Here is a 26,833-nt window from a genome sequence, read left to right on the forward strand (position 1 = left end):
TTCCAGTCGCGGATGCGCGAGTCGACGATCTCGAAGCAGGCCATCACGCCTTCGGTGGCGGCCAGCACGTCGGCGCTGGTCACGCCAGGTCCCTTGAGGGTTTTCCGCAGGACGAATGCAATTTCACCCTCGGCCTTGGGCTGGATGAGCGACCCGGCGGCGATGGCCTCGCCCTCGTTGTAGAGCATGCCGTCGGTGAGCCAGCCGAAATCGGGCTGGTACACGCCGAGCATGTCCATCACCGCCCTGGATGTCACGCCGATTTTCTTGCCGACCACGCGCTCGCCTGCCTGCAGGCGGCGCGATAGCATGCGCTGCTGCACGCGGTAGGCGTGCTCGATGGTGATGTCCGGGTGGCGCTCGCTCAGCGGCTCGATCATGCGGCGCGACTGGAGTGCTTCGTGGAGTTCGTCGCCAAGCCGTTCGGTCAGTTCAGTGTTCATGAGTTCAATCCTGCAGGGGAAGGGGTTCGTCCGCGCCGGCTTCGGCCAGGAAATCGCCGACCAGCCGCGCGAAGCGCGCCGCGTGCTCGATCTGCGTCCAGTGTCCGCACTGGCCGAACACATGCAGCTGTGCGCGGGGAATCCACCCGGCCAGCGTGATCGAGTTCGCCAGCGGGATCACCTGATCCTCGCGGCCATGTATCACCAGCGTTTCGTGCGCGATGCGGCGGATGTCCGGCTCGCGGCTGGCCATGGCATCGATCCAGCGCTGGCGCGGCGCGGGGAACATCGCCGCGAAGGATTCCTGGAACCCGGGCCTGACGCTGGCCTCATGGCGCAACCGCGCCAGCTCGTCGCTCACCAGGCGGCGATCAAAGGCAAAGATGTCGAGCAGCGCGCGCATGGCCTCGAAGGACGGCGTATAGCCCCACACCGCGTCCAGACCCGCAGTCATGGCAAAGGGCACGCCCACGCTGCCCATCAACACCAGTCGGCGCACGCGCCGCGGGTGGCGGATCGCGAGGGCCAGCGCCAGCGCTCCGCCAAACGAGTTGCCCACGACGTCGGCGCGCTGTATGCCCAGTGCATCGAGCAGGCCCACGGCCTGGGTCACCCAGGCGTCCATGCCGTAGACAAACCCATCGGGCCGTTCGCTGTAGCCGAAACCGGCCATGTCGGGCGCGATCACGCGCGCGTGCCTGGCGAGTTCCGGCATCGTCAGCCGCCAGTTGGCCCAGGCCGAAACGCCGGGGCCGGAGCCGTGAATCAGCAGTACCGGATGGCCGCTGCCCAGGTCATGGTAGTTGGTGCGCAGGCCCGCGGCCTCGATGGACAGACCCTGCTCGGGGTTCGCTTCAGAGCTTGATGCAGACATTCTTCAGCTCCGTGTAGAACTCCAGCGAATGCACGCCGCCTTCGCGGCCGATGCCCGACTGTTTGCTGCCGCCAAACGGCGTGCGCAAATCGCGCAGGAACCAGCTGTTGACCCAGGAGATGCCCACCTGCATGCGTTGCGCCACGCGGTGCGCGCGCGAGACGTCGCGCGTCCAGATGGCGCAGGCCAGGCCGTAGGCGTTGTCGTTGGCCTTGGCGACAGCTTCGTCCTCGCTGTCGAAGGGCATGACGTGACAGCAGGGGCCGAAGATTTCTTCCTTCATCACGCGCGCGCCGTCGCCCAGGCCGGTCCAGATCGTCGGCTGTATCCACGCGCCGCCCGCATACTTTTCACCCATGCGGGGCACGCCGCCGCCGGTGACGACGGTGGCGCCTTCCTCGACGGCGAGCCGGTAGTACGAGAGCACCTTCTCCTGGTGCTCGCGGCTGATGAGCGGGCCGAGCCGGGTGCCCGCATCTTCGGGCAGGCCGATCTTCCAGCCCTCGATCTGGCGCGCGAGTTCGGCCACGAAGCGCTCGAAGAGAGGGCGTTCGACATAGACGCGCTCGGTGCCCAGGCAGACCTGCCCGCTGTTGACGAAGGCCGAGCGCAGCGTGCCTTCGATGGCGTCGTCGAAGTCGCAGTCGGCGAACACGATGGCCGCGTTCTTGCCACCCATCTCCATGCTCACGGGGCGCGCGCCCTTGGCGGCGGCCTTCATGATGGCCTCGCCCGTGCGGGTCTCGCCGGTGAAGGTGATGGCATCGACGCCGGGGTGCGTGGTGACGAATTCGCCCGCCGAATCGGGCCCGAAGCCATGCACCACGTTATAGACGCCGGGAGGGATGCCGGCTTCGTTCATCACCTCGCCCAGCAGCGCCGCGGTCTGGGGCGTTTCTTCGGAAGGCTTGACGACGACGGTGTTGCCGCAGGCGAGGGCGGGGCCGACCTTCCACGTCATCAGCAGCAGCGGCAGGTTCCAGGGGCAGATCACGCCCACCACGCCGATGGGTGAGCGCCAGCCATAGTTGATCGCGCCCCTGCCGTCGGGGGTGGCCATCTCGAAGAACTCGGTGGGGACGTTCTTGACCACATCCGCGAAGATTCTGAAATTGGCCGCGCCGCGCGGAATGTCGATGTGCCCGGCGATGCTGCGGGGCTTGCCGGTGTCCGCGCATTCGGCGGCGAGGAATTCGTCGAAGCGGCGGTCGATGCCATCGGCCAGGGCGCAGAGTTTCTCCACGCGCTCGGCCACCGTCATGCGGCTCCATGGCCCCGACAGCGCGGCCCGCGCGGCGGCCACGGCGTCGTCCACGGCGGCCTTGTCGGCCTCGTGGACCTGGGCGATGACTTCGCCGGTGAGCGGCGAGTGCTTGTCAAAGGTGTGCGTGGATGCCACGTATTTGCCGTTGATGAAATTCTTTACCTGTTTCATGTTCAATCTCTTTTTTCCTGCCTGTCTTTCCTGCCTGTCTTTCCTGCCTGTCCGTCATGACGCGAGGCCCAGCGAAGCCAGTCCCGCGAGCGCGACGGCTTCATCCTGCGTCTCGCTGCCGCCGGAGACTCCGATGCCGCCGATGCGCGTGCCGTGTTCCACGATGGGAACTCCACCGCCGAACGCCACGAAGCGCGGGCGCAGCGTCAGGCCCGCGCGCACCGCTTCGGAGTGCGAGACCAGCTCCGCGTGCCACGCACTGGTCGCCAGGCCGAAGCTCGCGGCGGTATAGGCCTTGTCGGCGGCGATGTCGATGGAGTGCAGCGGCGCGCCCGGCATGCGCGCGAACGCGGCCGGGATGCCGGAGCAGTCCACCACCGCCACGTTCACGCGCACGCCAAGCAGGCGCGCCTGGCGCACGGCGGCCTGCACCGCGCGCAGCGCCGCATCCACGCCGATGGCGCGCTGCTCCACGCTGCAAGGCATGGCCCGCGCGGCGTCGGCGGGATGGGTTTGATCGTGCATGTCCAATTCCTTCAGAACGCCTTCACGAGCGTGAAGCGCAGCAGCGAGCCCTTGGGGTAGGCTCCTGTCCCCGCCCTGGCGCGCGCCTCCTTGTAGGCGGCCGCCTTGAGGAACATGCCCGCGCCCGGGATCGGGTACACCAGTTCCGCGCCGGCGGCATGGCGCGAGGAGCGCTGGCCGCCGGTCCCCGCGCCGCTGTCGCTGCTGACCTGCCACTGGCTGTAGCCGACGAGGCCCGCCTGCACGGCGCCGAAGTTCCGGGCCAGCCCCCACTCCATGGTGACCTGGCTGCCGGGGCGCAGGCCGGCGCTGTTGTGGCCATTGCGCTCGAAGCGCACCAGCGCCGAGCCGGAGATGCTTCTGGCCGCGTCGAAGTACCAGGTCGCGCCGCCGGTGAGCATGGCGCTCTTGAAGCCCTTGCCCGCCGACGCCGGATGGCTGGTGCTTGCCGTGTCCAGCCACATGCCGGCCGCCGCCACCGCGTCCCACTGCTGGCCGTGCCAGCCAAGCACCAGGGGGCCGACGTAGATGTCGCCCACGCCGGAGCGGCTGTCGGAGATACCCGCGGCGTTCACCGTGAGCGAGGTGCGGATCACCGGCACGATGGCCTCCATGCCATAGTCGGCCCCGAGCAGCCTGTGGCCGGAGATCCAGACCACGCGGTTGGCCAGCGCGGTCACCGTGCCGGTGTTGTGGCCGGGCAGGCGGGTGCTGGAGCCGGGCGCGCGGAAGCTGCCGATGTCGTAGTTGATGAGGTAGCCCAGGTAGTACATGCCCGGCGGCGGCACGCTTGCGGCCTGGATGCCCTCGACGCCCGGGACGTAGTGGCCGTCGGCCCGCGCCCCGCCGGCGGACAGAATGCCCGCCAGCGTCAGCGCCAGGGCGGCGATGCTCGTGGTCTTCATGCTGTAGGTTCCTTCATGTCTGGATGCGTGGCGTGCCATGGGGGCGTCGCGCGTTTCAGGTTTCAGGTCACCACGCTCAGGAAGGCATCGTTGAGCTTGCGGTCGTGGTAGAAGATGCCGCGCCCCACTTCCTCCCAGCTCCAGGTGATGGGCTGCATGTCGGGGTAATGGTCGTAGCCGCCGCAGAAGGTCTCCAGCCGGTTGCCGCTGGGGTCGAAGAAGTAGATCGTCGTGCCTTGCGTGACGCCATGGCGCGTGGGGCCGACGTCGATCGACACGCGGTTGATGCTCATGATGTCGGCCGCGCGCAGCACGCTCTCCCAGCTTGGCATCTGGAAGGCAACGTGGTGCAGCCTGGCATCCTCGGCATGGCGCACGAAGGCGATGTCGTGCGCCTTGGTGCTGCACGTGAGCCACACGGCCAGGTCGGTTTGTCCGTCCTCGAGCTTCACGCGCTCGACCATCGTGAAACCCAGCACCTCGGTGAACAGCTTGACGTTGCCGTCGATGTCGCCGCCATAGAGCAGGCAGTGGTCCATGCGGATGGGGCGGATGCCGGGGCCGTCGATCACGTCCACCTCGGGGTCGGTGCAGCCGATGGTGCTGCCCACGGCGGTTTTGTGCGCATACAGCTCGATGGTGTGGCCCGTGGGGATCCGAAAGCGCACGCGCTCGCCCGTCTCCAGCAGGTCGCCGGCGGGGATGCGCTCGGTGGCCACGCCGTGGTCGTTGAGCTTGCGCTCGAGCCCGGCCAGCGTGGCGTCGTCGAGCACCTTGAAGGCGAAGAAATCGATCCCGGCCTGGTCGGCCTGGCGCAGCACCACGCTGTGGTGGTCGCGCTCGGAGCGGGTCTTGAAGTACGCGCGGCCCTGGCTGTCCCGGCCCATGGGCATGAGGCCCATGACGTCGGTGTACCACTTGACCGATTCCTCCAGATCGAGCACGCGCAGCTGGGTGTGTCCGGGGCGCAGAATGCCTGTCATTGACATGGTGTTGTCTCCTTATGGTTGCTTCGGATGGTTGGGGATGGGCAGGGGCGCCCGCGCCGGTTCTGGCGGGCGGCACAGGTTCTTTTTCATGGCGCCGACCACGCGCACGCGCAGGTCGCTGCTGGGCTTGATGCGGCACGACAGCACGCATCCGCCTGCTTCCTCCTCGGCGCTCACATGGGCGCGGCTCATCACGCGCCTGGTGAAGTGCCCTTCGAGGACCTGTACCTTGCACACGCCGCAGCCTCCCTGGCGGCAGCCCACGGGAATGCCTTTTCTGCCCAGGGCCTCCATGCCTTCGAGAACGGAGCGCCCGTCCGGGCAGTGGTAGCTTTCGCCGGTTTCGTCGATGGTGACGGTAAAGCGCGTCATGACGGGTTCTCCTTCAGATGGTGCGGAACAGCGGACTGCGCGCCTGCTGCGCATCGGCGGCCGAGATGAATTTCTCGGTGTAGATGTCGCGCTCGAAGAGCCGTCCCTGCATGAGCGTGGAGATGCACGCCTCGATCATGGGCGGCGGCCCGCACAGGTAGACCTTGTGGCCCGCGAAATTGCCGTTGAAGTGCGCCTTGGCCGCCTCGTGGACGAAGCCGCGCGCGCCGCTCCAGTCCGGGCACTCCTCATCACCCGACAGGACCGGGACGTAGGTGAAGCGCGGATGCCGCCGGGCAAGCGCGCGGAACTCTTCGTCGTAGTACAGCTCGGCGCGGCTGCGCTGCCCATAGACCAGCGTGATGGGCTGCTCGTGGCCGCGTGCGAGCAGCTCGTGGATCATCGCGCGCGGGCTGGACAGGCCGGAGCCGCCCGCCATGAAGATCATCGGCTGTGTTGCGGTGTGGCGCACGAAAAAGCGCCCGTACGGACCGCAGAGGGTGAGCCGGCTGCCTTCGGCGAGCGACTCGTGCAGCCACGCCGTGCCCGCGCCGCCGGGCACGAGTCGCACGTTGAGTTCGATCTCCGTGGCCGTGCCGTCGCTGTCGGGCGCATTGGCGATGGAGAAGGCGCGCGACTGGCCGAGCGTGGGAATCCGCACCTGCACGTATTGCCCGGCCTGGTAGCGGATGGGCGTATCGAGGCGCAGGTGCAGCGCCTTGATGGTGGGCGTGAGCTGCACGATGCGCGCAGCCGCCGCGCCGAAGTCGCGCACGGGAATCACCTGCGCATCGGGTTCGTCCTCGATGTCGGCCTCGATGGTGGCGTCGCTCAACAGCGTGGCGCAGCAGGCGAGCGTCTTGCCGTCGTCGCGCTCCATGTCCATGAGCGCGAACGGGTTGGCCGCGCCGTGGTCCACCTCGCCGTCGCACACCTGCACCTTGCAGGTGCCGCATAGCCCATGCCCGCAGGCATGCGGGATGTAGATGCCCTGGCGCAGCGCGGCGTCGAGCACGGTCTGGCCTTCCTCGACGTCGATGGTGGCGCCCAATGGCTCAAGCGTGAGTTGATGGCTCATGGCACGTGTGTCTCCATGCTGTTCAACTGTGCGAGTCCTCGATGCCGCGCAGGCCCGGCGTCCTGAAGCGGATCGCATCCTTGTGCGTGAGGCCGTTGTCTGCCAGGCTTCTGGCGGGGTCGGGCGTCCATGCCTGGCCGGACTTGAACCACTGCACCGCGCTCCAGTCGATACGGGCGAAGTCCGGATGCGCGCCATACACGCCGGGCAGCACCGTGGCGGCGAGCGCGCCGAATGGCGTTTGCGGCGGCAGCGGCAGGCACACGGGCGAGCAGAACATGTTGTGGTCGTCCCAGCCGATGTAGAGCAGCGGCGCGGGGAAGTTCTCGCGCACGTCCCTGGCCGGGTAGCTGTAGGGGTAGAGGGCGGTCACGCTCATGCTGCTTCTCCCGGTGAATGGGGGGCTGATCCACTGTCTTCAGCGATGGCGGCGCCGTCGCGCCAGGCCGCGAAATTGCGCTGATCCTGCGAGCCTTCGAAGTCGAAGTTGTCGCGGCCCACGTTCAGGCCGTACCAGTCGAGCACGGCGGCCAGGGGGTCGAACCCGTCCTTCTCGGGATCGACACCGTCCTTGAAACAATTCCCCTGGTAGATCTGGTGCACGGGCAGCCAGGACTGCACGTATTTCTCGGGTTCGTGCTCGAAGATGTGCTTGCAGCCGTCGCTGCAGAAGTGGTACTTGCTGCCGAGGTAGTCGGATTCGCGGTAGCAGATCCGCGTGGCGTCGCCGGGCTCCGTGAACACCATGGGAATCTGGCAGATCGTGCACAGCATGGGCAGCGTCTTGTTGTAGAAGCGCCTGCCGGCCTGCTGCTCGCGGCGGTAGTGTTCAAGGCGCGGGCGGTAGAGCCGGTCGAAGCTCTCGGGATATTTCTCCGACAGCCACCGCATCTCGCCATCACCCGGAACCCAGGTGTGAAAGGGCGCCGCCGCCGCATAGTTGTAGAACGTGTTCCACGCCTGGTGGCTGATGTGGTCCTTGCCCTCGCAGGCCTCTTTCCAGCCCAAGGGCTCGCGGATGCCATAGCGCGCCAGGTCGCGAAAGAGCGCGCCGCCGTTTTCCTCGGCATACATCTCCCAGGCTTCCTTCCAGCTCATCACGCGCCTGGGCAGCATGTAGTCCTGCATCATCGCCACCAGCGTGAGCAGGCGGTAGCCGCGCCAGAACCACTTGTCGATCCAGCGCTGCACGATGGGCACGTTGCCGGGATCCTGCTCGAGCATGAACTTGATGGATTCGATGCCCAGCGTCATGTGGCGCGACTCGTCGCTCTGCGCGGAAAAGCCGAAGGTCACCGTGGAGAGGTCGCCGTTGTGCGCCGCGCCGCTCATGAAGGGCACGAACAGCAGGTTGGTGAGCACGTACTCGAACGAGAAGCTCACGGCGGTGAGGAACTCGAACGGCCCGGCGGACATCGCATCCTCGAAGAACGACTTGGGCACCGAAAGGAACCACACGCGCTGGTGCCACTCGGCCGAGTTGTGGATGCCGTTGAAGTACTTGTTGTAGTGGCTGATCGCGTGCGTCTCGGTCTGGAAGTGGCGCAGCTCGTCGATCGACTGCATCTGCGCCGCGACGCGGGCGCCCGCGCCGGTGAAGTGGCGGCCCACGTGCGCGAAGCCGCGGTGCGCCGCATATTCAAGCGGCGTCACGCCCTGGATGAACAGCTTGAGCGCGTTGACGTAGCGTGCGTCCGTCACTCCGAGCTGGCCGTTGTTCTGCGCGAAGGCCTCGATCACCGCGTAGAGCTTCCTCTCCTTCTCTCCCTGGTATTTCCAATAGGCGTCCATGGTCAGGCGAAATGGGTCTTCCCAACGGTCCCAATCGTGGATCCTGATGCCTTCGTAGCGGTCGTAGGGAAACACCTTGTCCATCGGCTGGTAGGTGGTATCCCATGCGAGGCCGCGCGTCATGGCGGTGTAGCGTTCCTTGAGGCCTGTTTTCTTTCTGATGACAGGGGTGTCCATGATGTCTGTCTCCTTGGCGTATCTGGTGTTGTCTGTCTTGTCCGGTGATGTGGAGCGGGCGCGGCGTCTCAGCGGTTCCAGCTCAGCGAGAATTCGTCGTCGTCCTCGTCCACGTGGCCCGAGAGCGTCACCAGGTTGATCTGGATTTGCTGCAGGTCGTAGGGCTGGCCGGTGATCTCCTCGATGCGTTCGCGGCGGATCACGAGGTGGTCCGGGCAATCGATCTTCACGAGGCCGGGCGTATAGGCCGCGGTGGCCTCGGCGTTGTCGGCGAGCACGGCTTCGATCACGGCGCGCGACTCTTCGTTGTCCTGGAAGGCGATGAAGACCTTGGGGCGGCTGTCTGCGGTGGCAACTGGCATGGCGTGTTCCTCCTTCACGTCAAACGGCGAGGCCGGTCTTGCGGACACGGGCGTCCAGGCCCGCGCGTACCTGGGCCAGCACCTGTGTGTGCGCATCGGACTCCTGCGCGCCAAAGGCCAGCAGCGCGACGGGCTCCAGCGCCTGTGTGGCGCGGTCCGCCCATTGCAGGTACCAGTGCGTGAGCAGCGCGCTGTTGTGTTCTGCGTGGCCGGACTCGCCGGAGGCGGTCTTGACGACGGCGTCCACCCAGCGGCTGGACTCCATGTGCCATTCGGGAATGAAGGAGGTGAGCATCGCCACGGCGGCGGCGCCCCTGAGCGCGAGGTGGTCGTCCACATAGTGGCTGAAGATGAGCGGATACAACTGCCCGTCGAGCGCGAGGTTCTGCGCCACGAACAGCTCCATCGGGTCTTTCAGGACCAGGGTGTCTTCCACGAGCCGGCGCAGCGGCTGCCAGACCGGATCGTCCAGCCATGCATTCCTGCCGGCCTCGAGCGTGCCGGGCTCACGCAGCGCGAGACCCAGGCGCGTGAGGTATTGCGCGACGCCGAGCTGGTCCATCGCATGGAACATGGCGGGTGCGGTGAACGGCGTGCCATAGCCGCGCGCGCAGATGTCGCAGTTGTTCATGTTCCCGCCCCAGGCCACGTGGCGCAGCGGCATCAGCACGCGAAGGGCCTGCTCCCGCAGGGCGCCAGGCATCTTCTGCGCGAGGCCGCGCGATTCGACGAACTGGTAGTTGGCCTCCATCGCTTCCTGCTGGCGCGCGCGGGCGATGGTCCAGCTTGCGTAGTAGAACTGGCGCGGATCGCGCAGCACGTTCCAGTCCTTCAGGACAATGGCGGTGCGCCGGGTGTCATAGATCTCGAAGCCCTGCTCCCAGGTCGGACGATAGTGGAAATGCTCTGTGGGCTGCACGCCCAGCGTGGCTTCCAGGTAGCGCGAGGCGGGCTTGTCGCCCGTGTATGCCGCGACGCGGCCGAAGGTCTGGCGCAGCGGCTGGATTTCGCGGGCCTGCAATGCGATGTTCATGGGCTATGTCTCCTGTGGTTGTTTTGATGTGAATGGATTCCGTCAGAGCAACCGCGCCTGCTGGGTTTCGCAGAACTCCTGGAAATCCGCCTCCGGCATGGCGAGTTCCACCACGAGCTCGGGCCAGCCGACGGAAAACTCGAACTCCACGAAGCCATTCGCGCGGCGTCGCTGAACCCGCACGCTGCGATGGCTGAGATCGCATGCGGGCAGCTGCAGCGCATTGCTGTCGGGGTTGGCGTCATTCATGGCTCACTCCTGGCGGTCTGTTGCCTCGGTATTTGCACAGCGCGTGCCAACTTGATGCCAGGAAGCCTTAATATCGATAAAACGAGGGTTATTCCCTACGATGGAGCCCCTGCAATGGCTGATTCTCCAGCGATGCTGGAGGTCTGCATCGCATGGCGTGAGGCATGGATTACGGCTTTTTTTGCGCTGCCGCATGATCAAATGATCACTATCCGCCACAGAGGGTTCTCAAATGATGAATTCATCATGGATGTCTCTGCGGGTCAGACCTCATTGGCAACGCCAGCTGTTTTATCGATAGTCATGGCATGCCGCATCCGCTATTGACCATGCCGTCAGACGACGATCTGCGCCGGCTCATCCGCTTTTCCACCGACGATGGCCTGATCTGGCTGGCGGGCCAGCGCATGCTGCTGCTGCATTCAGCCTCGCTGTCGGCGTTGCGCCGCGAAATGCTGAACACGGTGGGCGCCGGGCACGCGCGCCGCATGTTGATGCGCGGCGGCTATGCCTCGGGTGAGCGCGATGCGCTGCTCGCGCGGCAGATCCGGCCCGATGCCAGCCTTTTCGACATGTTTGCCGTCGGTCCCCAACTGCACGGTCTCGAAGGCGCGGTGCGCGCGATGCCCGAGGTATTCGAGGTGGATGAGCAGGCCGGCCGCCTGCGCTGCGTGGTGCGATGGGACCATAGCTGGGAGGCGGAGGCCCACATGCGCGAGTGGGGGCCGCAGAAGGATCCCGCATGCTGGATGCTGCTCGGGTATGCGTCGGGCTACGCCAGCGCGTTTTTTCGAAGGCGCGCCATCTTCAAGGAGCTGCAGTGCGCGGCCTCCGGCCATGCGTATTGCCGGATTGAAGGGCGCTTCGTGCATGAGTGGCCCGACGGCGAGATGCTCGCGCGGGACTATGCGCCGGAGTCGATGCTGGTGCGCCTCGATGAACTGCAGTCGCAGGTCGAGGCCCTGCGCACCCGCCTGCAGCCGATAGACCGGCAGGGGCCGCTGCTGGGGCAGTCGCGCGCGTTCGAGAAGGCGGTCGGGCTGCTGCAGAAGGCTGCGCCCACGCAGGTCACGGTGCTGCTCACCGGAGAGACGGGCGTGGGCAAGGAGCGTTTTGCCAGCGCTCTGCATGCGATGAGTCCGCGCGCGGACAAACCGTTCGTGGCGGTGAACTGCGCGGCGCTTCCTTCCGAGCTGATCGAGAGCGAGCTCTTTGGCGCCGAGAAAGGCGCGTTCACCGGCGCGACCGCCACCCGCATCGGGCGTTTCGAGCGCGCCAACGGCGGCACGCTGATGCTCGATGAACTGGGCGAGCTGCCGCTGGCCGCGCAGGCCAAGCTGCTGCGCGTGCTGCAGACGGGAGAGCTGGAGCGCCTGGGCGGCGCGCGCCCGATCAAGGTGGATGTGCGCGTGATTGCCGCGACCAACGTGGATCTGGAGAAAGCCGTGGAGGCGGGCGGCTTCCGTCGCGACCTGCTATACCGGCTGAACGTGTACCCCATCCATATTCCCGCATTGCGCGAGCGCGTGGTGGACATCGAGCTGCTGGCCATGCATATGCTGCAGAAATTCTCGGCGCTGCACGGCAGGTCCATCGCGGGTTTCACCGACCGCGCGCTGGCGGCGCTGCGTGGCCATCGTTGGCCGGGCAACGTCCGAGAGCTGGAGAACCTCGTGGAGCGCGGGCTGATCCTTACCCCGGCGGGCGAGCTCATCGATGTGGATGCGCTGTTTCCGCAATGGAGCGAGGGCAGCCAGAGCGGCGTCGACGAGCAGGGCTTTCTCACGCGGCAGCAGGCGGCATTGCCGGCCCGGCAGACGGCGGGTATCTTCGACGCGATGCAAAGCCAGGGACTGTCGCTGGAAGCTCTGGAAGACAGCCTGCTGCAGGAGGCCGTGCGGCGCGCCAGCGGCAATCTGGCCGCCGCGGCACGTGCGCTGGGGATGACGCGGCCGCAGCTGAGCTACCGGCTTTCGCGCATCCGTGAGCGCGACCAGGACCTCCGGCGTGATCCGGAAAACCACGAATGAGAGCGGGGTGAGAGCATGGCGAAGCGGCCTTTCCTGCATACCCTGGCGCTGTTCGAGGAGCCGTCGCTGGCTGGCGATGCATCGCGCACGTTGACCGAGCAGACCTATGCGGAGCTGCGCACCGACATCATCGAGGGGCGCCTGCTGCCGGGCAGCAAGCTGCGCGTGGAGCATCTGCGCCAGACCTACGCGGTGGGCGCGGGCACTCTGCGCGAGGCGCTCACGCGGCTGGTGAGCGACGCGCTGGTCACGGCGGAGGGGCAGCGTGGCTTCCGGGTATCGCCGATCGCCATCGAGGACCTCGAAGATCTCACCCGGCTGCGCGTGCATATCGAAACGCATGAGCTGCGCGAGTCCATACGCCACGGCGACGATGCCTGGCGCGAGCAGTTGCGGACCTGCTACGTGGAGCTGTCGTCGCTGGAGCAGCCGCTCAAGGGCGAGATGCGGGCGCACTGGGAATTGCTCAACCTGCGGTTTCACGAAACGCTGCTGGCGGGCAAGCCGTCGCCATGGGCGCAGAAAGTGCTGCGGCTGCTGGCTCGCCACAGCGAGCGCTATCGCTGCTGCGCCATGAAGCTGCCGGGGATGACGCGCGACGTGCACGCGGAGCACGCCGAGATCTTCGAGTTCGCCATGTCGGGCCAGGACGCTCGCGCCGCGCTTGCCCTGGAAGCGCACATCCGTGCGACACCGAACCTGCTGCTCAAGGCACTGCGCGAAGGCCGGATGAGCCTGCCGGGCGCCGCCAGCGAGTAGGGGCGCGACCAGCGGACACTCATGGGTCCCAGTCGCCCGGGTATTCATATTTTTTGAACCCAGGCGACAATTTTGTTGAAACTTAATGCATGGGCCGCGATCTAGACTTGCATTCATCACCGGATCCGGACCGGCTGCCCGGCACTTCGCGTCCGGCGCGGCGGGACAGGAAAGAACTCCATCAGTCATCCATGCAAGCTGTTTCAACTCCCTCCCGCGCCCGCTATGGCGGCGTGGCCATCGCGTTTCACTGGGTGCTGGCGCTGGCCATCATCGGCCTGTTCTTCGTCGGTCTCTACATGACGGGGCTGCCGTTCTCGCCGCAGCGCCTGAAACTCTACAACTGGCACAAATGGGCGGGTATCGCCATTCTGGCGCTGTCCGCGCTGCGGCTGCTGTGGCGCCTGGCGCACCGCCCGCCGCAACTGCCGCCGAAGATGCTGGCGGCGATGCCGCGATGGCAGCAGTTCGCACACCACGCGGTGCACTTCCTGCTCTACGCGCTGTTCTTCGCGGTGCCGCTTCTGGGCTGGGCCTATAGCTCGGCGGCGGGCTTCCCGATCGTATTCATGGGTGTGCTGCCGCTGCCGGACTTCATGCCGGTCGATCCCGATCTGGCCAAGGCCATCAAGCCGTGGCACATGTATTCGGCATTCGCTCTTGCCGCCCTGGTGGTGCTGCACGTGCTCGCGGTGATCAAGCATCAGTGGATCGATCGCGACGGGCTGCTCTCGCGCATGTTGCCGGGGCGTGGCTGATCGATCCGGTCATCGCGGCGGGTGCGTCGTGATGAAACCTTGAACCTGTTTTTTTGGAGAATACGAAATGATGATGTGGAAGTTTGCACATACCCCTGCCACCCTTGTCCTGGGCGGCGTCCTGGCGATGGCCTCGGCTCCCGTTCTTGCGCAGCAGGCGCTGATTCCCGCGCAGAGCGAAATCGTTTTCGTGAGCAAGCAGATGGGCGTGCCGGTGGAAGGCCGGTTCAAGAAATTCGACGCCCAGGTGTCGTTCGATGCGGCCAGGCTCGCGTCCAGCAAGATCTCGCTGACCATCGATACCGGCAGCGCTTCGCTGAGCAAGGAAGCGGAGGCTGAACTGCCAAAGCCCGTGTGGTTCAACGTCGCCAAGTTTCCTCAAGCCACGTTCCATTCCACGGCCATCAAATCGGTGGGCGCGGGCAAGTATGAAGTGGCGGGCAAGCTGAGCATCAAGGGCGCGTCGCAGGACGTGGTCATTCCCGTGGCGCTCGCGCAAAACGGTGCGACGACGACGGCCACCGGCAGTTTTGCGATCAAGCGCCTGACCTTCAAGATCGGCGAGAACGAATGGGCCGACACGTCGATGGTCGCCGACGAGGTGCAGGTAAAGTTCAAGCTGGCGCTTTCGGGTATCTCCGGCATCTGAGGCCTTCGGGCTTCAGCCACCACATTTTTTTCAGTCCACTTTTTTGAACGGAGTATTCACAGATGCGTAAATTCATCTTCGCCCTCGCCGCCGCCACGGCTTTCGCAGGTTCCGCGGCACATGCGGAAATGGCCACCTATGCGGTCGATCCGACGCACACTTTCGCCACCTTCGAGATCAGCCACTTCGGCGCCAGCGTCAATCGCGCGCGCTTCGACAAGAAGGAAGGCTCGGTGCAGCTGGACAAGGCCGCCAGGACCGGCAAGGTGGAGCTCACGCTGCATATGGATTCGGTGAATTCGGGTACGGCGCCCTTCAACAAACACCTGCAAAGCGCTGAAATCTTCGACACCGAGAAGTTCCCCACGGCCAAGTTCGTCGGCGATCAGTTCACGTTCGACGGCGACAAGGTCGTGTCTGTCTCCGGCAACCTGACCATCAAGGGCAAGACCCAACCCGTCACGTTCAAGGCCAACCAGTTCGCATGCTATGACAGCCCCATGGTCAAGCGCGAAGTCTGCGGCGGCGACTTTGAAACCACCATCGACCGCACCGCGTTCGGCGTGGACTACGGCGTGGCTTACGGCTTCCCCAAGAATGTGCGCATCGTGGCGCAGATCGAGGCGATCAAGCAGTAAGCGGCGCGGTACGGTTATCGCCCCCAATGAAAAATGGCTGGAGCCTCGAGGCTCCAGCCATTTTTTTCATGCGCGCCGGGCCGGTTCGTGGGAATCACGATCTTTTGCGGGAATGGTGGCGGGCCAGGTGCAGGCGTTCGTCCAGCGTGGACAGCAGCATGGCGAACACGATCCCGACGAGCGCGCCCAGCGCGGTGTCGTAGATGCGCGAGATGACCATGTCCGCCGCTTCTGAATGGCTTGCGAGCGTAGTCATGAGCAGCGCCATGGGCGTGATCGCTATTTGGCCGAGTGCGTAGTTGAAGCCGATGATCACTTCGGTGATGAATTGCAGGATGGCGACCGCCGCCAGGATCTGCCAGAAAGAGGGTTCGTTCACCAGGATGGCCCAGGCGATGCCGGCGCCCACGATCGTTCCCAGCGTACGCTGCCATGCGCGGTGGATCGTGCCCGGCAGGTGCGCGCCCTGCAGGACGGCGATCACCCCGATGGCCGCCCAGGCCGGGTGCGACCAGCCCATGGCGTGTGCGAGCAGCGAGGAGACGATGGCGCAGGCCACGATGCGCGCCGCCTGGCGCGGCGCATAGCCGGGCGTGAGCGCGGGCTGCCTGCCGCCGCCGGCCGGGGCGCCGGCAGGCATGGGCGGCGGCGGGAGCTTGACGTCCTGCTCGCGCATGGAGTCCGTGAGGGCGCAGATGATCCAGGCGATGACCGCGCCCAACGTGGTTGCGAGCACGCGCTCCAGCCACTCGCCGCCGCTCGAGATGGGCGTGATGGCGGCGCTGGCCGCGAACACGAAGATCACGGCGCCCGGGGCGCCGACCTGCGTGCGGTGTGCGACCGAGGCCAAAGCGCCCGCGACCAGCGAGAGCATCACCAGCAGGAGAACGGGTGACGCGCCGCTCCACGCGGCGAGCGAGAGGATCGCCACGGGCGAGACCAGCAGGGCGCCCGCGGTGCCCACGACCCAGCGGCGCTTGGCCGGGGTGGCGAAGCGTCCGAACAGCGCCGCCATGGCGCCCAGGCTGCCGAAACCGGCCATGCTCGGCCAGGGCGAATAGTGCAGGGCGACGGCGGCAAGCACTACCGCGATGGAAGCCTGCAATCCGGCGATGGAGGCATTGCGTACCGAAGGCGGGCGGTTCAGCTCGAGGCTTTCCTTGAGCCGTGCGGGCGCCACGGTCTGCCGCACCATCTGCCCGTGTGATGCGGATGAGGATGCGGTCGTGTTGTCGGGATCGGGGGTGTTCATATCTTGGCGTTCATTCGATGGATGCATCGGGGCGGCTTCCTGGTCCGAGCCGTCAGGGTTTCTCATTCACGGTGGCGATGCGTTGGTCGATATGGTCGAACGCATCGACCAGCAGTTGCGCTGTTGCATCGTCCAGGTCGCCAAGCAGTTCGTCTTCCAGCGTGCTGAGGCGCTCGCGGATGGCAAGCACCTTGACATGGCCCGCATCGGTCAGATGCAGCATCTTGATGCGCCGGTCGGATGGGTGGGGCTGGCGCTCCACCAGGTCCTGGGCCACCAGCGCGTCCAGCAACCGAACCAGGCTGGAGCCGTCGATGCCGATGGCCGCGGCCAGCTCGCTTTGGGAGATACCGTCGCCAAGGCGGTGCAGATGCACGAGCGGCGACCAGACCGCATCGCTGAGGCCGGCTTCGGCCAGGCGGGTATCCAACGTGTGCCGCCAGCGGCGGGCGACCCCCACGAGGCGGAAGCCCACGCGGCGTTTGGCGGTGGTTAAATCAGTGCTAGACATGGGTTAATTTTATTTCAAATCATTTGAATTCAAATGATTTGAAATAAAATAACCATGTGCCTGTCGAAGTCTTCGGGGAAGATGGCTTGCAGCACATGCCAAGGAAAACGCCGCGGAATTCCGCGGCGTTTTTTGTGTTGGGGGAGGCTTTTCAACCGAGGGGCCCCGCGCCTGGATGCTCCAGCCATGGAGTCCACGCATCGCAAGCGCGGCGCGGCAAGGCGCTTGGCGTTCAGGCGAATACGTTGGCGCGCCGGACGATGCGCCGCGCCGCCGCGCTGGATGTGCCGCCGGCCAGGGTGCCGAAGTGCGAACCCCAGTGGCCCGCATCGCAGCGCGTGCCCAGGAATGCATCCGCAACCTCGCTGGAGCCGTGTCGCAGCAGCTCCGCGCCCTGCAGCGTGCGGGCGACGGCCTCGGTCATCGGGCGGGCAAGGAATTCATCCTCGAGGGCCGCCGCGATGAGCCGCTGCGTATGGGCGACCTGAGCGTCGAAGCGCCTGTCCTGTCCCGCGAGCGGGCGCCACTCGGCGGCGAGGGCGTCGATGGTTTCCGGGGTGCGCATCATCGCGCGACGCACGTCCATGCACATCATGTTGGCCGTGCCTTCCCAGACGCTGTTGAGCGGCGCTTCGCGGTACAGGCGCGCCATGGGGTTCTCCTCGATGAAGCCGTTGCCTCCATGGCATTGCAGCGCCTCGTTGGCGATGGCGGGCGCGCGCGAGCAGTTGAAGAACTTGGCCGCGGGTGTGGCCACGCGCGCCAGCAGCTTCTCATGCTCATTCGTTTGCATGCCGTCGGTCGCCCTGGCGATGCGCAGCGCGAACAGCGTCGCGGCCTCGACCTCCACTGCCATGTCGGCGAGTACGTTGAGCATCATCGGGCGCTCGGCGATCGGCGTGCCGAATGCCTGGCGGGTGGTGGTGTGCTGCAATGCCAGCGTCAGCGCCTGGCGCATCAGGCCCGCGGAGCCCACGGCGAAGTCCAGGCGGGTGAGATGCGCGTGCGAGAGGATCTCGCGGATTCCGTGGCCTTCCTCGCCCACGCGAATGGCCAGCGTGCCCGCGTATTCGACCTCGCTTGACGCGTTGGAGCGGTTGCCCGCCTTGTCCTTGAGGCGCTGCACGAAGAAGCGATTGAACGAGCCATCGGGCAGCGTGCGCGGCAGAAAGAAACAGGTCACGCCGCCGTTGACCTTGGCGAGCGTGAAGAAGCCGTCCGACTGGGGCACCGAGCAGAACCACTTGTGGCCGGTGAGCTCATACCAGGAGGCCGTCGCGCCGTGGTAGTCGCCTGTGTGCGAGAGCCGGGCCGTGGTCTGCGTCTCGCGCAGGTCGGAGCCGCCCTGCTTTTCCGTCATGGCATAGCCGATCACCACGGACGGCTTGCGGCCGACTTCGCTGCGGCTGAATTCGTATTGCGTCCCCAGGGATTTTTCGGCCCAGATCGCCAGCGCCGGCTCTGCGGAAAATCCGGCATAGGACGCATAGGCCATACCCGTGGGGCAGGCCGTGCCTTGCTCGACCTGATTCCACAGATACGAGAGCACGGCGCGCGCGTAGTGGCCGCCCCGCTCGCCGGTCCGCCAGGTCAGGTTGGGCACCTCATGCTTCCAGGCGAGGGACATGAGCTCGTGCCAGGCGGGATGGAACTCCACCCAGTCGACGCGGTGGCCGAAGCGGTCATGCGTCCTGAGTTCCGGGTCGTGCCTGTTGGCCAGGCGCGCCAGTTCCTGGACCGCCGGATCGCCAGCGACGGCCCCAAGCGCGGCGCAACGCTGCGCGGCCCAGGGCGCCTCGCGCTGGATGGCTGCCTTGAGCACCTCGTCGCCGGTGAATGCGTTGAAGCCGCTCGCGGGCTGCGCCTGATTGAGCACCTGGTGCGTGCCGTAGCGGTCCTCGGGCATGGCCAGGCGAATGCTGCTGATGGGCTGGTTCATGGTTGTCTCCTGTCTTTCATGGATGAATTCTCGTGAGGGTCAAGGGCGGCATTGAAGGCTTGCGCAGGCCAGCGCCGCGATCTGGTCCGCAAGCGCGGCGATATCGGCGCCGCTTTCATTCGCATCGCATCGCGCCGCCGATGCGAGCGGTGACAGCGGCCCGATCAGGCCTTCCATGAAGCCGCCGACGATCATGGTGGCGGCCACGTCGGCGCGCACGTCGCCGCGCATGCTCTGGCAGCGCTGTCCGTCCTCGATCACCGCGCGCACGACTTCGCTGATGGCCGCTCGGTACTTCAGGCGCATTTCGTCGATCGCCTTGTCGCACGGCTCGGCGATCAGCGCATAGGCCAGGCGCGGGTTGCGCATGGCGCGGCGCACGAACGTGGTCACCATGGAATGCAGCCGCTCGTGCGCGCCGGCACCAGACAAGCCGATGTCGGTGAGCACGTCCACCTCGCGCTGCGATACGCGCGAGAGCACTTCGGCGAAGAGCTCGGCCTTGGAAGGGAAATACCGGTACACCGTTCCGGTGGCGATCCCGGCGGTGGCCGCGACGTTGGCGACCTGCGCCTCCTGCCAGCCGCCCTCGCTGACCAGGGTGCGCGCGGATAGGAGGATGCGGGTGCGGTTGTCCAGCAGGCGGGCTTCGACGGCGGCGGTTTGTCTATAGGCCATGAAAAGGAATGAACCATGATTCATATAATGTGTGAATCGTAGTTCATTTCTTCGCGGAATGCCAGCGGGACGATGAAAAATGCTTCCGCAGCCCCTGGAGAGTGTTTTTGTTCTTGGGCCTGCGATGGCGTGGCCGGTAAAAAAAACGCCGCGAGGTTTCGCGGCGTTTCGGGGGCTCGGGGCGAGCGGGCTTACTTGCGCTTGCCGGCGGCGTTGGCCGCGGCCAGGGCGGTCATGTTGACCACGCGGCGCATGGTCGCCGAGGGGGTGAGCACGTCGGCGGCGCCGGCTCCACCCAGCAGGATCGGGCCGATGGTGGTGCCATGGCCGCCGGTCTGCTTGAGCACGTTGAACAGGATGTTGGCCGCATCCAGGTTCGGGCAGATCAGCACGTTGGCGGTACCGGTCAGCGTGGAGTCCAGCAGCGTGTTGCTGCGCACCTTCTCGGAGAGCGCGGCGTCACCGTGCAGTTCGCCGTCGCACTCGATGTGCGGCGCGAGCGCGGCGAACAGGTCGCGCGCCTTGCGCATCTTCAGCGCCGAGGGACGGGTGGACGAGCCATAGTTGGAGTGCGAGAGGAACGCCACCTTGGGCGGCAGTCCGAAGCGCTGCACTTCCTCGGCGGCCATCAGCGCGATGGAGGCGAGTTCCTCGGCGGTGGGGTTCTCGTTGATGTAGGTGTCGGCGATGAACAGCGTGCCGGAATCCAGCATCACCGCGTTCACGGTCGCCAGTTGGTGATGGCCTTCCTTGAGGCCGAGGATGTCGCGCACGTGGGCGATGTGGGCATCGAACTTGCCGACCAGCCCGCAGAGCATCGCGTCGGCGTCGCCCAGGTGCACCATGAGCGCGGCGATGATGGTGTTGGAGCGGCGCACGGCGGCCTTGGCGGCCTCCGGCGTCACGCCGTCGCGGCCCATGAGCTTGTGGTAGGCCTCCCAGTACTGGCGAAAGCGCGGATCGTCCTCGGGATCGCAGATCTCGACGTCCTTGCCGGGCTGCAGGCGCAGGCCCGCCTTGGTGATGCGGGCCTGGATGACGGCGGGGCGGCCGATCAGGATCGGCTTGGCCAGGCCGTCATCGATGGCGACCTGGGCGGCGCGCAGCACCCGTTCGTCCTCGCCTTCCGCATAGGCCACGCGCTGCACGCTGGCCTTGGCGGCAGCGAACACCGGGCGCATGAACATGCTGGTCTGGTAGACGAAGCGCGTGAGGCTCTCGCGGTAGGCGTCGATGTCGGCGATGGGGCGCGTTGCGACGCCGGACTCTTCTGCCGCCTTGGCCACGGCGGGTGCGATGCGCAGGATGAGGCGGGTGTCGAACGGCGTCGGGATGAGGTATTCGGGGCCGAAGCTCAGTTCCTTGCCCTGGTATGCGGCGGCCACTTCATCGCTGACGTCGGCCTTGGCCAGCGCGGCGATCTCGCGCACGCAGGCCAGCTTCATGGCTTCGGTGATCTTGGTGGCGCCGCAGTCGAGCGCGCCGCGGAAGATATAGGGGAAGCACAGGACGTTGTTGACCTGGTTGGGATAGTCCGAGCGCCCGGTGGCGATGATGCAGTCCGGCCGGATGGCCTTGGCGAGTTCGGGGCGGATCTCCGGCTCGGGATTGGCCAGCGCGAGGATGATCGGCTTGTCCGCCATGGTCTTGACCATGTCGCCGGTCAGCACGCCGGGAGCGGAGCAGCCCAGGAAAACGTCGGCGCCGTTGACCACGTCGGCCAGCGTGCGCGCTTCGGTCTTCTGCGCGTAGCGGGCCTTGGATTCGTCCAGGCTGCCGGGGCGGCCCTCGTAGATCACGCCCTTGGAGTCGACCATGTAGATGTTCTCGCGCCTGACGCCGAGGCCCACCATCACGTCCACGCAGGCGATGGCGGCCGCGCCCGCGCCCGAGACGGCGATCTTGACCTTGTCGATCTGCTTGCCGACCAGTTCCAGGCCGTTGAGCAGGGCGGCGCTGGAGATGATGGCCGTGCCGTGCTGGTCGTCATGGAACACCGGGATCTGCATGCGCTTGGACAGCTCGCGCTCGATGTAGAAGCATTCCGGCGCCTTGATGTCTTCCAGATTGATGCCGCCGAGCGTGGGTTCGAGCGAGGAGATGATTTCGATGAGCTTGTCGGGGTTGCGCTCGGCCAGCTCGATGTCGAACACGTCGACGCCGGCGAATTTCTTGAACAGGCAGCCCTTGCCCTCCATGACCGGCTTGCCCGCCAGCGGGCCGATGTCGCCCAGCCCCAGCACGGCCGTGCCATTGGTGATCACGCCCACGAGATTGCCGCGCGACGTGTATTCAGCCGCCAGCGCGGGATCGGCCTGGATGTCCAGGCACGGATAGGCAACGCCCGGCGAATAGGCCAGCGACAGGTCACGCTGGTTGGACAGCGGCTTGGTGGGCGTGACGGAGATCTTGCCGCGGGAAGGGTTGCGGTGGTATTCGAGAGCGGCTTCGCGCAGAGCCGTTTCAGCGGCCGACAAGGATTGGGTCATACGATTCACTACTATTTATCAATGTGACAGAGTCTATAGAGCTTACTTCAGCAGGAGCACATGCTTTATATGGCCTAACCCGTATGCCTGTTGTGACAAAAAAGCATGCAAAAAGCCCCGGCACCTTGCGGTGCGAGGGCTTGGCGTCACGTTCCTCGGGTGAAGGATTCAGACATGCGGGCGGGCGCCGGCCTCAATGCGCATCGGCCTGCGCCGCGGCTCGCACAGCGGCGCGGGTGTCGCTGCTGGTGCCGTTGAAGAATACATTCAATAGTACAGCACACAGCGAGGCCAGCAGAATTCCCGATTCGACGAGCGGGTGGATGGCGTGCGGCATCCACTGGCGGAAGTTCGGCGCGACCAGCGGAATCATGCCCACTCCGATCGACACGGCGACGATCATGGCGTTGTTGCGGTTGGTCTGGAAGTCCACGTTGCTCAGGATGCGCACGCCGGTGGCAGCCACCATGCCGAACATCACCAGGCCCGCGCCGCCCAGCACGACCGTGGGCAGGGATTCGATCAGCGCCGCCATCTTGGGGAGAATGCCGAGGATGACCAGGATGACGCCGCCGGCAACGCACACCCAGCGGCTCTTCACTCCGGTCACGGCCACGAGGCCCACGTTCTGCGAGAAACTGGTGTAGGGAAAGGTGTTGAAGATCCCGCCCAGCAGCGTGCCCAGCCCGTCGGTGCGCAGTCCGCGCGTGATGTCATCCTGGGAGATTTCCTTGCCGGTCATCTCGCCGAGCGCGAGGAACATGCCCACCGACTCGATCATCACCACCACCATCACCAGCGACATCGTGAGGATCAGGATGGGATCGAACACCGGCATGGCGATCTCGAACGGCAGGACCAGATCGAACCATGCGGCGGTGGCGACCTTGTGGAAATCCATCAGGCCCATGGCCGCGGTGATGATGCCGCCCACGACGATGCCCATGAGTACCGAGATGTTGGCGAGAAAGCCCCTGGCGAATCGCGCGATGAGCAAGATGGTGAGCAGCACCGCGGCGGAGATTCCCACGCCTGCCAGATCCGCGTATTTGGGATTGGGAATGGTGGGCACCACCGAAAAGCCCTTGGGGACGGGCGGCAGCGATGAGCCGGGCGCTCCGGCGGCGGCCTGCGCGTCGGCCAGCCATTTCAGGTGCTCCGGGTTGGGAACGGAAGGGGCCGTGGGGCCGACGGGATTGCCGAAGATCCAGTTGATGCCCACGCGCATCAGGCTGATGCCGATGACCGCGATGATCGTGCCGGTCACCACGGGCGGGAAAAAACGCAGCATCCGGCTGATGAGCGGGGCGATCAGTAAGGAGACGATGCCCGCGCCGATGACCGAGCCGAAGATCAGCCCCGCGCCAGCCTGGCCGCCGGTTGCCTGCGCCATCGAGATCATGGGGGCCACGGCGGCGAACGTCACGCCCATCATCACCGGCAGCTTGATGCCGAAATACTGCGTTGCGCCCATGGCCTGGATCAGCGTGACCAGGCCGCAGACGAACAGGTCGGCGGAGATGAGGTGCGCCACCTGCTCGGGCGGCAGGTTCAGCGCGCGGCCCACGATGAGCGGGACCGCTACGGCGCCCGCATACATGACCAGAACGTGCTGCAGCCCCAGCGCGGTGACGCGTCCCAGCGGCAGCGGTTCATCGACGGGATGGACGGATGTTGACATGGGCTTCTACCTCTTGGAGATGTCCTGGCGCTTGGCTGTCCGCGACTTCGCACCATACGGGTCGGGATCGGCTTGTGCGCAGGGATTTATACAAAAAGTGTATACAAAACAGAGAGTGAAGCATCTCCCGGTAAACCCTGAAATGCGGGCGCGGCCCGAGCGCCCCGGATGCGCCCGGACGCGCCCGGACGCGCCGTCAGGGGTGCCAGTGGCTGCGCTGAACGATCCGCTCCTGGTCGGCATACCGCGCGGCAGCCAGTGTTTGCGAGAGGCGATTGGCCGCCGATACGATGGCGTCCGCATGGCGCAGCAGCTCGGCGCTTGCCGCGTCGCTCGCCGGCACGGCCAGGCTGAGCGCGCCGATCACCGCGCCGCGCGCCGCAAACACCGGCGCGGCGATACTGGCCGCGAGCACATTGGCCTCGCCCACGGTGGCGTGGTAGCGGCGCTCGCGGATGGTGTCCATCAGCGCGCCTTCGTGCCCGGTGAATGCAAGGATCACCTGCCCGGCCGCGCCGCGTTCCAGCGGCAGCGGCTCGCCCACGCGGGTGGGGCTGACAAACCCGTCCGCCCCGCGCACGCGCAGCAGGCGCACGCGGCGGCCGTGCTCGAGCGCGAAGAACGAGGCGCTGTGTCCCGTCAGCTCGGCCAGCGCGTGCAACGCGGGTTCGATCACATTGCTCAGGTCGAAGGCTCGCTGGTATCTTGCCCCCAGCTGCGCCACCGCTGGCCCCAGTCGCCACACGCCGCCCGGCAGCGCCACCAGGTAGCCCGCCATGGACAGGGTGCGCGCCAGCCGCAGGGCGGTGGGCTTGGCGAGCCGGGTGCGCCGCGCGAGCTGCGCGAGCGACAGTTGCGCGTCGTGTTCGCCGAATGCGTCCAGCAGGCTGAGCGCGCGCAATACGGCGCTCACGATCGGGCCGCTGGTGGCCGATGACGACGACGGTGACGGGACGGGGCTTTCCATGGGCGGCAGTATGACCGTTTCATTGCGTGGAATGATATTGTCCACGCTCGCCATGCTCCCTACGCTTGCGGTCCGGGGCTGCCGGTGTCGCTGTATATCGCGGCAGGCGCCCGTTGAACCACCCTTCGAGGAGATAGACATGACGAGCCATTTTTCCCCGTTGCGCCGCGGCGCAATCGCCCTGATGATGCTGTGCGCCGCTGGCGCTTCGTGGTCGCAGGGCAGCTTTCCCTCCAAGCCCATCCGCATGGTCGTCCCGTTCGCGGCGGGCGGCGCGGTGGACACCGTGGGTCGCAGCGTGGCGGAGCGCCTTTCCGCGCAGCTGGGCCAGCCGGTGATCGTCGATAACAAGCCGGGCGCGAACGCCAACATCGGCGCGGAAAATGTCGTGAGGTCCCCGGCGGACGGCTACACGCTTCTGGTCGGCGCGAACGGCGTCGTCACCAACAACACCCTGTACCCCAACCTGCCGTTCAACGGCCTTCGCGATTTCACGCCGATCGCGCGTATCGGCTATGCGCCGCTGGTGCTGGTCACGCCCGCGAATGCGCCCTACAACTCGGTCAAGGAACTGATGGAGGCGGCGCGCGCCAAGCCCGGTGAAATGAACTACGGCTCGGCGGGCAATGGCAGCTCGGGCCACCTGGCGGGCGCGTTGTTCGAGTCGGTGGGCAAGTTCGATGCGCTGCACGTGGCCTACAAGGGCGGCTCGCCAGCGCTGGTCGATCTGATCGCCGGGCGCCTGAACTTCATGCTCCTCAATCCTCTGGAGGTGCTGCCGCACGTGCAGTCCGGCAAGCTCAAGGCGCTGGCCGTGACGGGCGAAAAGCGCGCGGCCATGCTGCCCAACGTGCCGACCATGGCCGAAGCGGGCGTGACGGGTTTCGACGCGAGCGTGTGGTGGGTGCTGCTGGCTCCGGCCAAGACGCCCGCGGACATCGTGAACAAGCTCAATGCCGAGATGCTGAAGGCCCTGGCTGACGCGGGCGTGCGCGAGCGGCTCAACGCGCTGGGCGCGGTGATCACTCCGTCGTCTCCGGCCGAGGCGGCCGCCTTCATGAAGAGCGAGTCCGCGAAGTGGGAGAAGGTGATCCGCGACGCGCACATCACGGCTGATTGAGCGTGATGCCAAACGAGCAGGACAGCCAACCGGCAAGGAAAGCACAAGCATGATCATCGACTGCCACGGGCACTACACCACGGCCCCCAAGGCGCTGGAGCAATGGCGCAACGCGCAGATTGCCGCGATCGAGGACCCATCCCGCAAGCCGCGCGCGAGCGATTTGAGGATCAGCGACGACGAACTGCGCGAATCGATCGAGGGCAACCAGCTGCGCCTGATGAAGGAGCGCGGCGCGGACCTTACGATCTTCAGTCCGCGCGCGAGCTTCATGGCGCATCACATCGGTGATTTCGAAGTCTCGAGCACCTGGGCGGCGATCTGCAATGAGCTGTGCCACCGCGTGAGCCGGCTTTTCCCCGATCATTTCGCGGGCGCGGCCATGCTGCCGCAGTCGCCCGGCGTCGATCCCGCGAGTTGCGTGGCCGAGATCGACAGGTGCGTGAAGGACTATGGCTTCGTCGGCATCAACCTGAACCCCGATCCGAGCGGTGGCCACTGGAACAGTCCGCCGCTCACCGATCGCCACTGGTATCCCATCTACGAAAAGATGGTGGAGTACGGAATTCCGGCCATGATCCATGTGAGCACCAGCTGCAACGCATGCTTTCACACCACCGGCGCGCACTATCTGAATGCGGACACCACCGCGGTGATGCAACTCATCCAGGGTGACCTGTTCAGGGATTTCCCTTCCCTCAAGTTCGTGATTCCGCACGGCGGCGGCGCGGCGCCCTATCACTGGGGCCGCTTCAGGGGGCTGGCGCAGGAGATGAAGAAGCCGCTGCTGGAAGAGCATCTGCTCGACAACATCTATTTCGACACCTGCGTTTACCACCAGCCCGGCATCGATCTGCTCACCAAGGTCATCCCGGTGAAGAACATTCTGTTCGCCAGCGAAATGATCGGCGCGGTGCGCGGCATCGATCCGCAAACCGGCCACTACTACGATGACACTAGGCGCTATGTGGCCGCGACGCCGCATCTGAGCGAGCAGGAGCGCGGCATGGTCTTCGAGGGCAACGCGCGCCATGTGTTCCCGCGCCTGGATGCGCAGCTCAAGGCCCGGGGACTGTAAGAACGTGTTTACGATCTCTACGCAGCCGCGTTGGAGTGCAATCGGGATGAG

28 protein-coding genes are annotated in these 26,833 nt (G+C 66.0%); 8 read left to right on the forward strand and 20 right to left on the reverse strand.

The features are described 5' to 3' along the window. The 13 genes from ABWP92_RS06800 to ABWP92_RS06860 all read right to left on the reverse strand — a co-directional run. The coding region (locus ABWP92_RS06800; protein WP_502907467.1) for an FAA hydrolase family protein at positions 1-443 on the reverse strand (443 nt) is incomplete at its 3' end. A gap of 4 nt (positions 444-447) precedes the next feature. Beyond that, the gene (locus ABWP92_RS06805; RefSeq protein WP_353234610.1) at positions 448-1,317 is read right to left on the reverse strand and encodes an alpha/beta fold hydrolase; all 870 of its coding nucleotides are present in this window, start codon (positions 1,315-1,317) and stop codon (positions 448-450) included. Then, complete coding sequence (locus ABWP92_RS06810; protein WP_353234611.1) at positions 1,298-2,752, reverse strand: 2-hydroxymuconic semialdehyde dehydrogenase; 1,455 nt, start codon at positions 2,750-2,752, stop codon at positions 1,298-1,300. Before ABWP92_RS06810 ends, ABWP92_RS06805 begins: the two co-directional genes overlap by 20 nt. Positions 2,753-2,806: 54 nt before the next feature. Then, positions 2,807-3,277, reverse strand: a complete 471-nt coding sequence (locus ABWP92_RS06815) for a GlcG/HbpS family heme-binding protein (RefSeq protein WP_502907468.1) — start codon at positions 3,275-3,277, stop codon at positions 2,807-2,809. Positions 3,278-3,288: 11 nt separating this feature from the next. Continuing rightward, positions 3,289-4,182, reverse strand: coding sequence for a SphA family protein (locus ABWP92_RS06820; RefSeq protein ID WP_353234612.1), 894 nt, complete (start codon positions 4,180-4,182; stop codon positions 3,289-3,291). Positions 4,183-4,244: 62 nt separating this feature from the next. Continuing rightward, positions 4,245-5,171, reverse strand: a complete 927-nt coding sequence (locus ABWP92_RS06825; protein WP_353234613.1) for a catechol 2,3-dioxygenase — start codon at positions 5,169-5,171, stop codon at positions 4,245-4,247. A 12-nt stretch (positions 5,172-5,183) separates the two neighbouring features. Next, positions 5,184-5,543 carry a 2Fe-2S iron-sulfur cluster-binding protein gene (locus ABWP92_RS06830; protein WP_353234614.1) on the reverse strand — a complete coding sequence of 120 codons (360 nt, stop codon included), beginning with the start codon at positions 5,541-5,543 and terminating at the stop codon, positions 5,184-5,186. 13 nt (positions 5,544-5,556) lie between these two features. Then, a complete protein-coding gene (locus tag ABWP92_RS06835; protein WP_353234615.1) occupies positions 5,557-6,621 on the reverse strand; it encodes an NADH:ubiquinone reductase (Na(+)-transporting) subunit F in 1,065 nt (354 codons plus the stop codon). 22 nt (positions 6,622-6,643) lie between these two features. Next, the gene (locus ABWP92_RS06840; RefSeq protein WP_353234616.1) at positions 6,644-7,000 is read right to left on the reverse strand and encodes a phenol hydroxylase subunit P4; all 357 of its coding nucleotides are present in this window, start codon (positions 6,998-7,000) and stop codon (positions 6,644-6,646) included. Then, positions 6,997-8,589 (reverse strand): aromatic/alkene/methane monooxygenase hydroxylase/oxygenase subunit alpha, encoded by a 1,593-nt coding sequence (locus ABWP92_RS06845; protein ID WP_353234617.1) that lies wholly within the window; start codon positions 8,587-8,589, stop codon positions 6,997-6,999. Before ABWP92_RS06845 ends, ABWP92_RS06840 begins: the two co-directional genes overlap by 4 nt. 68 nt (positions 8,590-8,657) lie before the next feature. Then, a complete protein-coding gene (locus ABWP92_RS06850) occupies positions 8,658-8,951 on the reverse strand; it encodes an MmoB/DmpM family protein (protein ID WP_353234618.1) in 294 nt (97 codons plus the stop codon). A gap of 19 nt (positions 8,952-8,970) precedes the next feature. Next, positions 8,971-9,984 (reverse strand): ferritin family protein, encoded by a 1,014-nt coding sequence (locus ABWP92_RS06855; protein ID WP_353234619.1) that lies wholly within the window; start codon positions 9,982-9,984, stop codon positions 8,971-8,973. A gap of 42 nt (positions 9,985-10,026) precedes the next feature. Beyond that, positions 10,027-10,233 carry a phenol hydroxylase subunit gene (locus ABWP92_RS06860; RefSeq protein ID WP_353234620.1) on the reverse strand — a complete coding sequence of 69 codons (207 nt, stop codon included), beginning with the start codon at positions 10,231-10,233 and terminating at the stop codon, positions 10,027-10,029. A gap of 114 nt (positions 10,234-10,347) precedes the next feature. Between ABWP92_RS06860 and ABWP92_RS06865 the strand changes: the two genes are divergently transcribed. From ABWP92_RS06865 to ABWP92_RS06890, 6 genes are all read left to right on the forward strand, one after another. After that, positions 10,348-10,560 (forward strand): hypothetical protein, encoded by a 213-nt coding sequence (locus ABWP92_RS06865; protein ID WP_353234621.1) that lies wholly within the window; start codon positions 10,348-10,350, stop codon positions 10,558-10,560. A gap of 2 nt (positions 10,561-10,562) precedes the next feature. Then, the gene (locus ABWP92_RS06870; RefSeq protein ID WP_353234622.1) at positions 10,563-12,263 is read left to right on the forward strand and encodes a sigma 54-interacting transcriptional regulator; all 1,701 of its coding nucleotides are present in this window, start codon (positions 10,563-10,565) and stop codon (positions 12,261-12,263) included. Positions 12,264-12,278: 15 nt separating this feature from the next. Continuing rightward, positions 12,279-13,022, forward strand: coding sequence for a GntR family transcriptional regulator (locus ABWP92_RS06875; RefSeq protein ID WP_353234623.1), 744 nt, complete (start codon positions 12,279-12,281; stop codon positions 13,020-13,022). 191 nt (positions 13,023-13,213) lie between these two features. Further along, positions 13,214-13,780: a cytochrome b gene (locus ABWP92_RS06880; protein WP_353234624.1), complete on the forward strand. Its 567-nt coding sequence runs from the start codon at positions 13,214-13,216 to the stop codon at positions 13,778-13,780. A 73-nt stretch (positions 13,781-13,853) separates the two neighbouring features. Further along, positions 13,854-14,429: a YceI family protein gene (locus ABWP92_RS06885; protein ID WP_353234636.1), complete on the forward strand. Its 576-nt coding sequence runs from the start codon at positions 13,854-13,856 to the stop codon at positions 14,427-14,429. A 62-nt stretch (positions 14,430-14,491) separates the two neighbouring features. Then, the gene (locus ABWP92_RS06890; protein ID WP_353234625.1) at positions 14,492-15,067 is read left to right on the forward strand and encodes a YceI family protein; all 576 of its coding nucleotides are present in this window, start codon (positions 14,492-14,494) and stop codon (positions 15,065-15,067) included. A 94-nt stretch (positions 15,068-15,161) separates the two neighbouring features. Here the strand turns inward: ABWP92_RS06890 and ABWP92_RS06895 are convergent, their stop codons facing one another. From ABWP92_RS06895 to ABWP92_RS06925, 7 genes are all read right to left on the reverse strand, one after another. Further along, a complete protein-coding gene (locus tag ABWP92_RS06895; RefSeq protein ID WP_353234626.1) occupies positions 15,162-16,319 on the reverse strand; it encodes an FUSC family protein in 1,158 nt (385 codons plus the stop codon). A gap of 52 nt (positions 16,320-16,371) precedes the next feature. Beyond that, a complete protein-coding gene (locus ABWP92_RS06900; RefSeq protein ID WP_353234627.1) occupies positions 16,372-16,830 on the reverse strand; it encodes a MarR family winged helix-turn-helix transcriptional regulator in 459 nt (152 codons plus the stop codon). Positions 16,831-17,062: 232 nt separating this feature from the next. Beyond that, positions 17,063-18,769, reverse strand: a complete 1,707-nt coding sequence (locus ABWP92_RS06905; RefSeq protein ID WP_353234628.1) for an acyl-CoA dehydrogenase family protein — start codon at positions 18,767-18,769, stop codon at positions 17,063-17,065. 39 nt (positions 18,770-18,808) lie between these two features. Beyond that, positions 18,809-19,447 (reverse strand): TetR/AcrR family transcriptional regulator, encoded by a 639-nt coding sequence (locus tag ABWP92_RS06910; protein ID WP_353234629.1) that lies wholly within the window; start codon positions 19,445-19,447, stop codon positions 18,809-18,811. 191 nt (positions 19,448-19,638) lie between these two features. Beyond that, positions 19,639-21,936 carry an NADP-dependent malic enzyme gene (locus ABWP92_RS06915; protein WP_353234630.1) on the reverse strand — a complete coding sequence of 766 codons (2,298 nt, stop codon included), beginning with the start codon at positions 21,934-21,936 and terminating at the stop codon, positions 19,639-19,641. Positions 21,937-22,129: 193 nt separating this feature from the next. Next, on the reverse strand, positions 22,130-23,617 hold the full coding sequence (locus ABWP92_RS06920) for a nucleobase:cation symporter-2 family protein (protein ID WP_353234631.1): 1,488 nt from the start codon (positions 23,615-23,617) through the stop codon (positions 22,130-22,132). Between the two features lie 196 nt (positions 23,618-23,813). Continuing rightward, entirely contained in the window at positions 23,814-24,584 is a 771-nt protein-coding gene (locus tag ABWP92_RS06925) for an IclR family transcriptional regulator (protein WP_353234632.1), read from the reverse strand. Between the two features lie 139 nt (positions 24,585-24,723). Between ABWP92_RS06925 and ABWP92_RS06930 the strand changes: the two genes are divergently transcribed. Next, complete coding sequence (locus ABWP92_RS06930) at positions 24,724-25,704, forward strand: Bug family tripartite tricarboxylate transporter substrate binding protein (RefSeq protein ID WP_353234633.1); 981 nt, start codon at positions 24,724-24,726, stop codon at positions 25,702-25,704. A 49-nt stretch (positions 25,705-25,753) separates the two neighbouring features. Further along, a complete protein-coding gene (locus ABWP92_RS06935) occupies positions 25,754-26,782 on the forward strand; it encodes an amidohydrolase family protein (protein ID WP_353234634.1) in 1,029 nt (342 codons plus the stop codon). Positions 26,783-26,833 lie beyond the last annotated feature (51 nt).

Origin of the sequence: Diaphorobacter ruginosibacter, from assembly GCF_040396215.1 — a bacterium.
Lineage (GTDB): Bacteria > Pseudomonadota > Gammaproteobacteria > Burkholderiales > Burkholderiaceae_C > Diaphorobacter_A > Diaphorobacter_A ruginosibacter_A.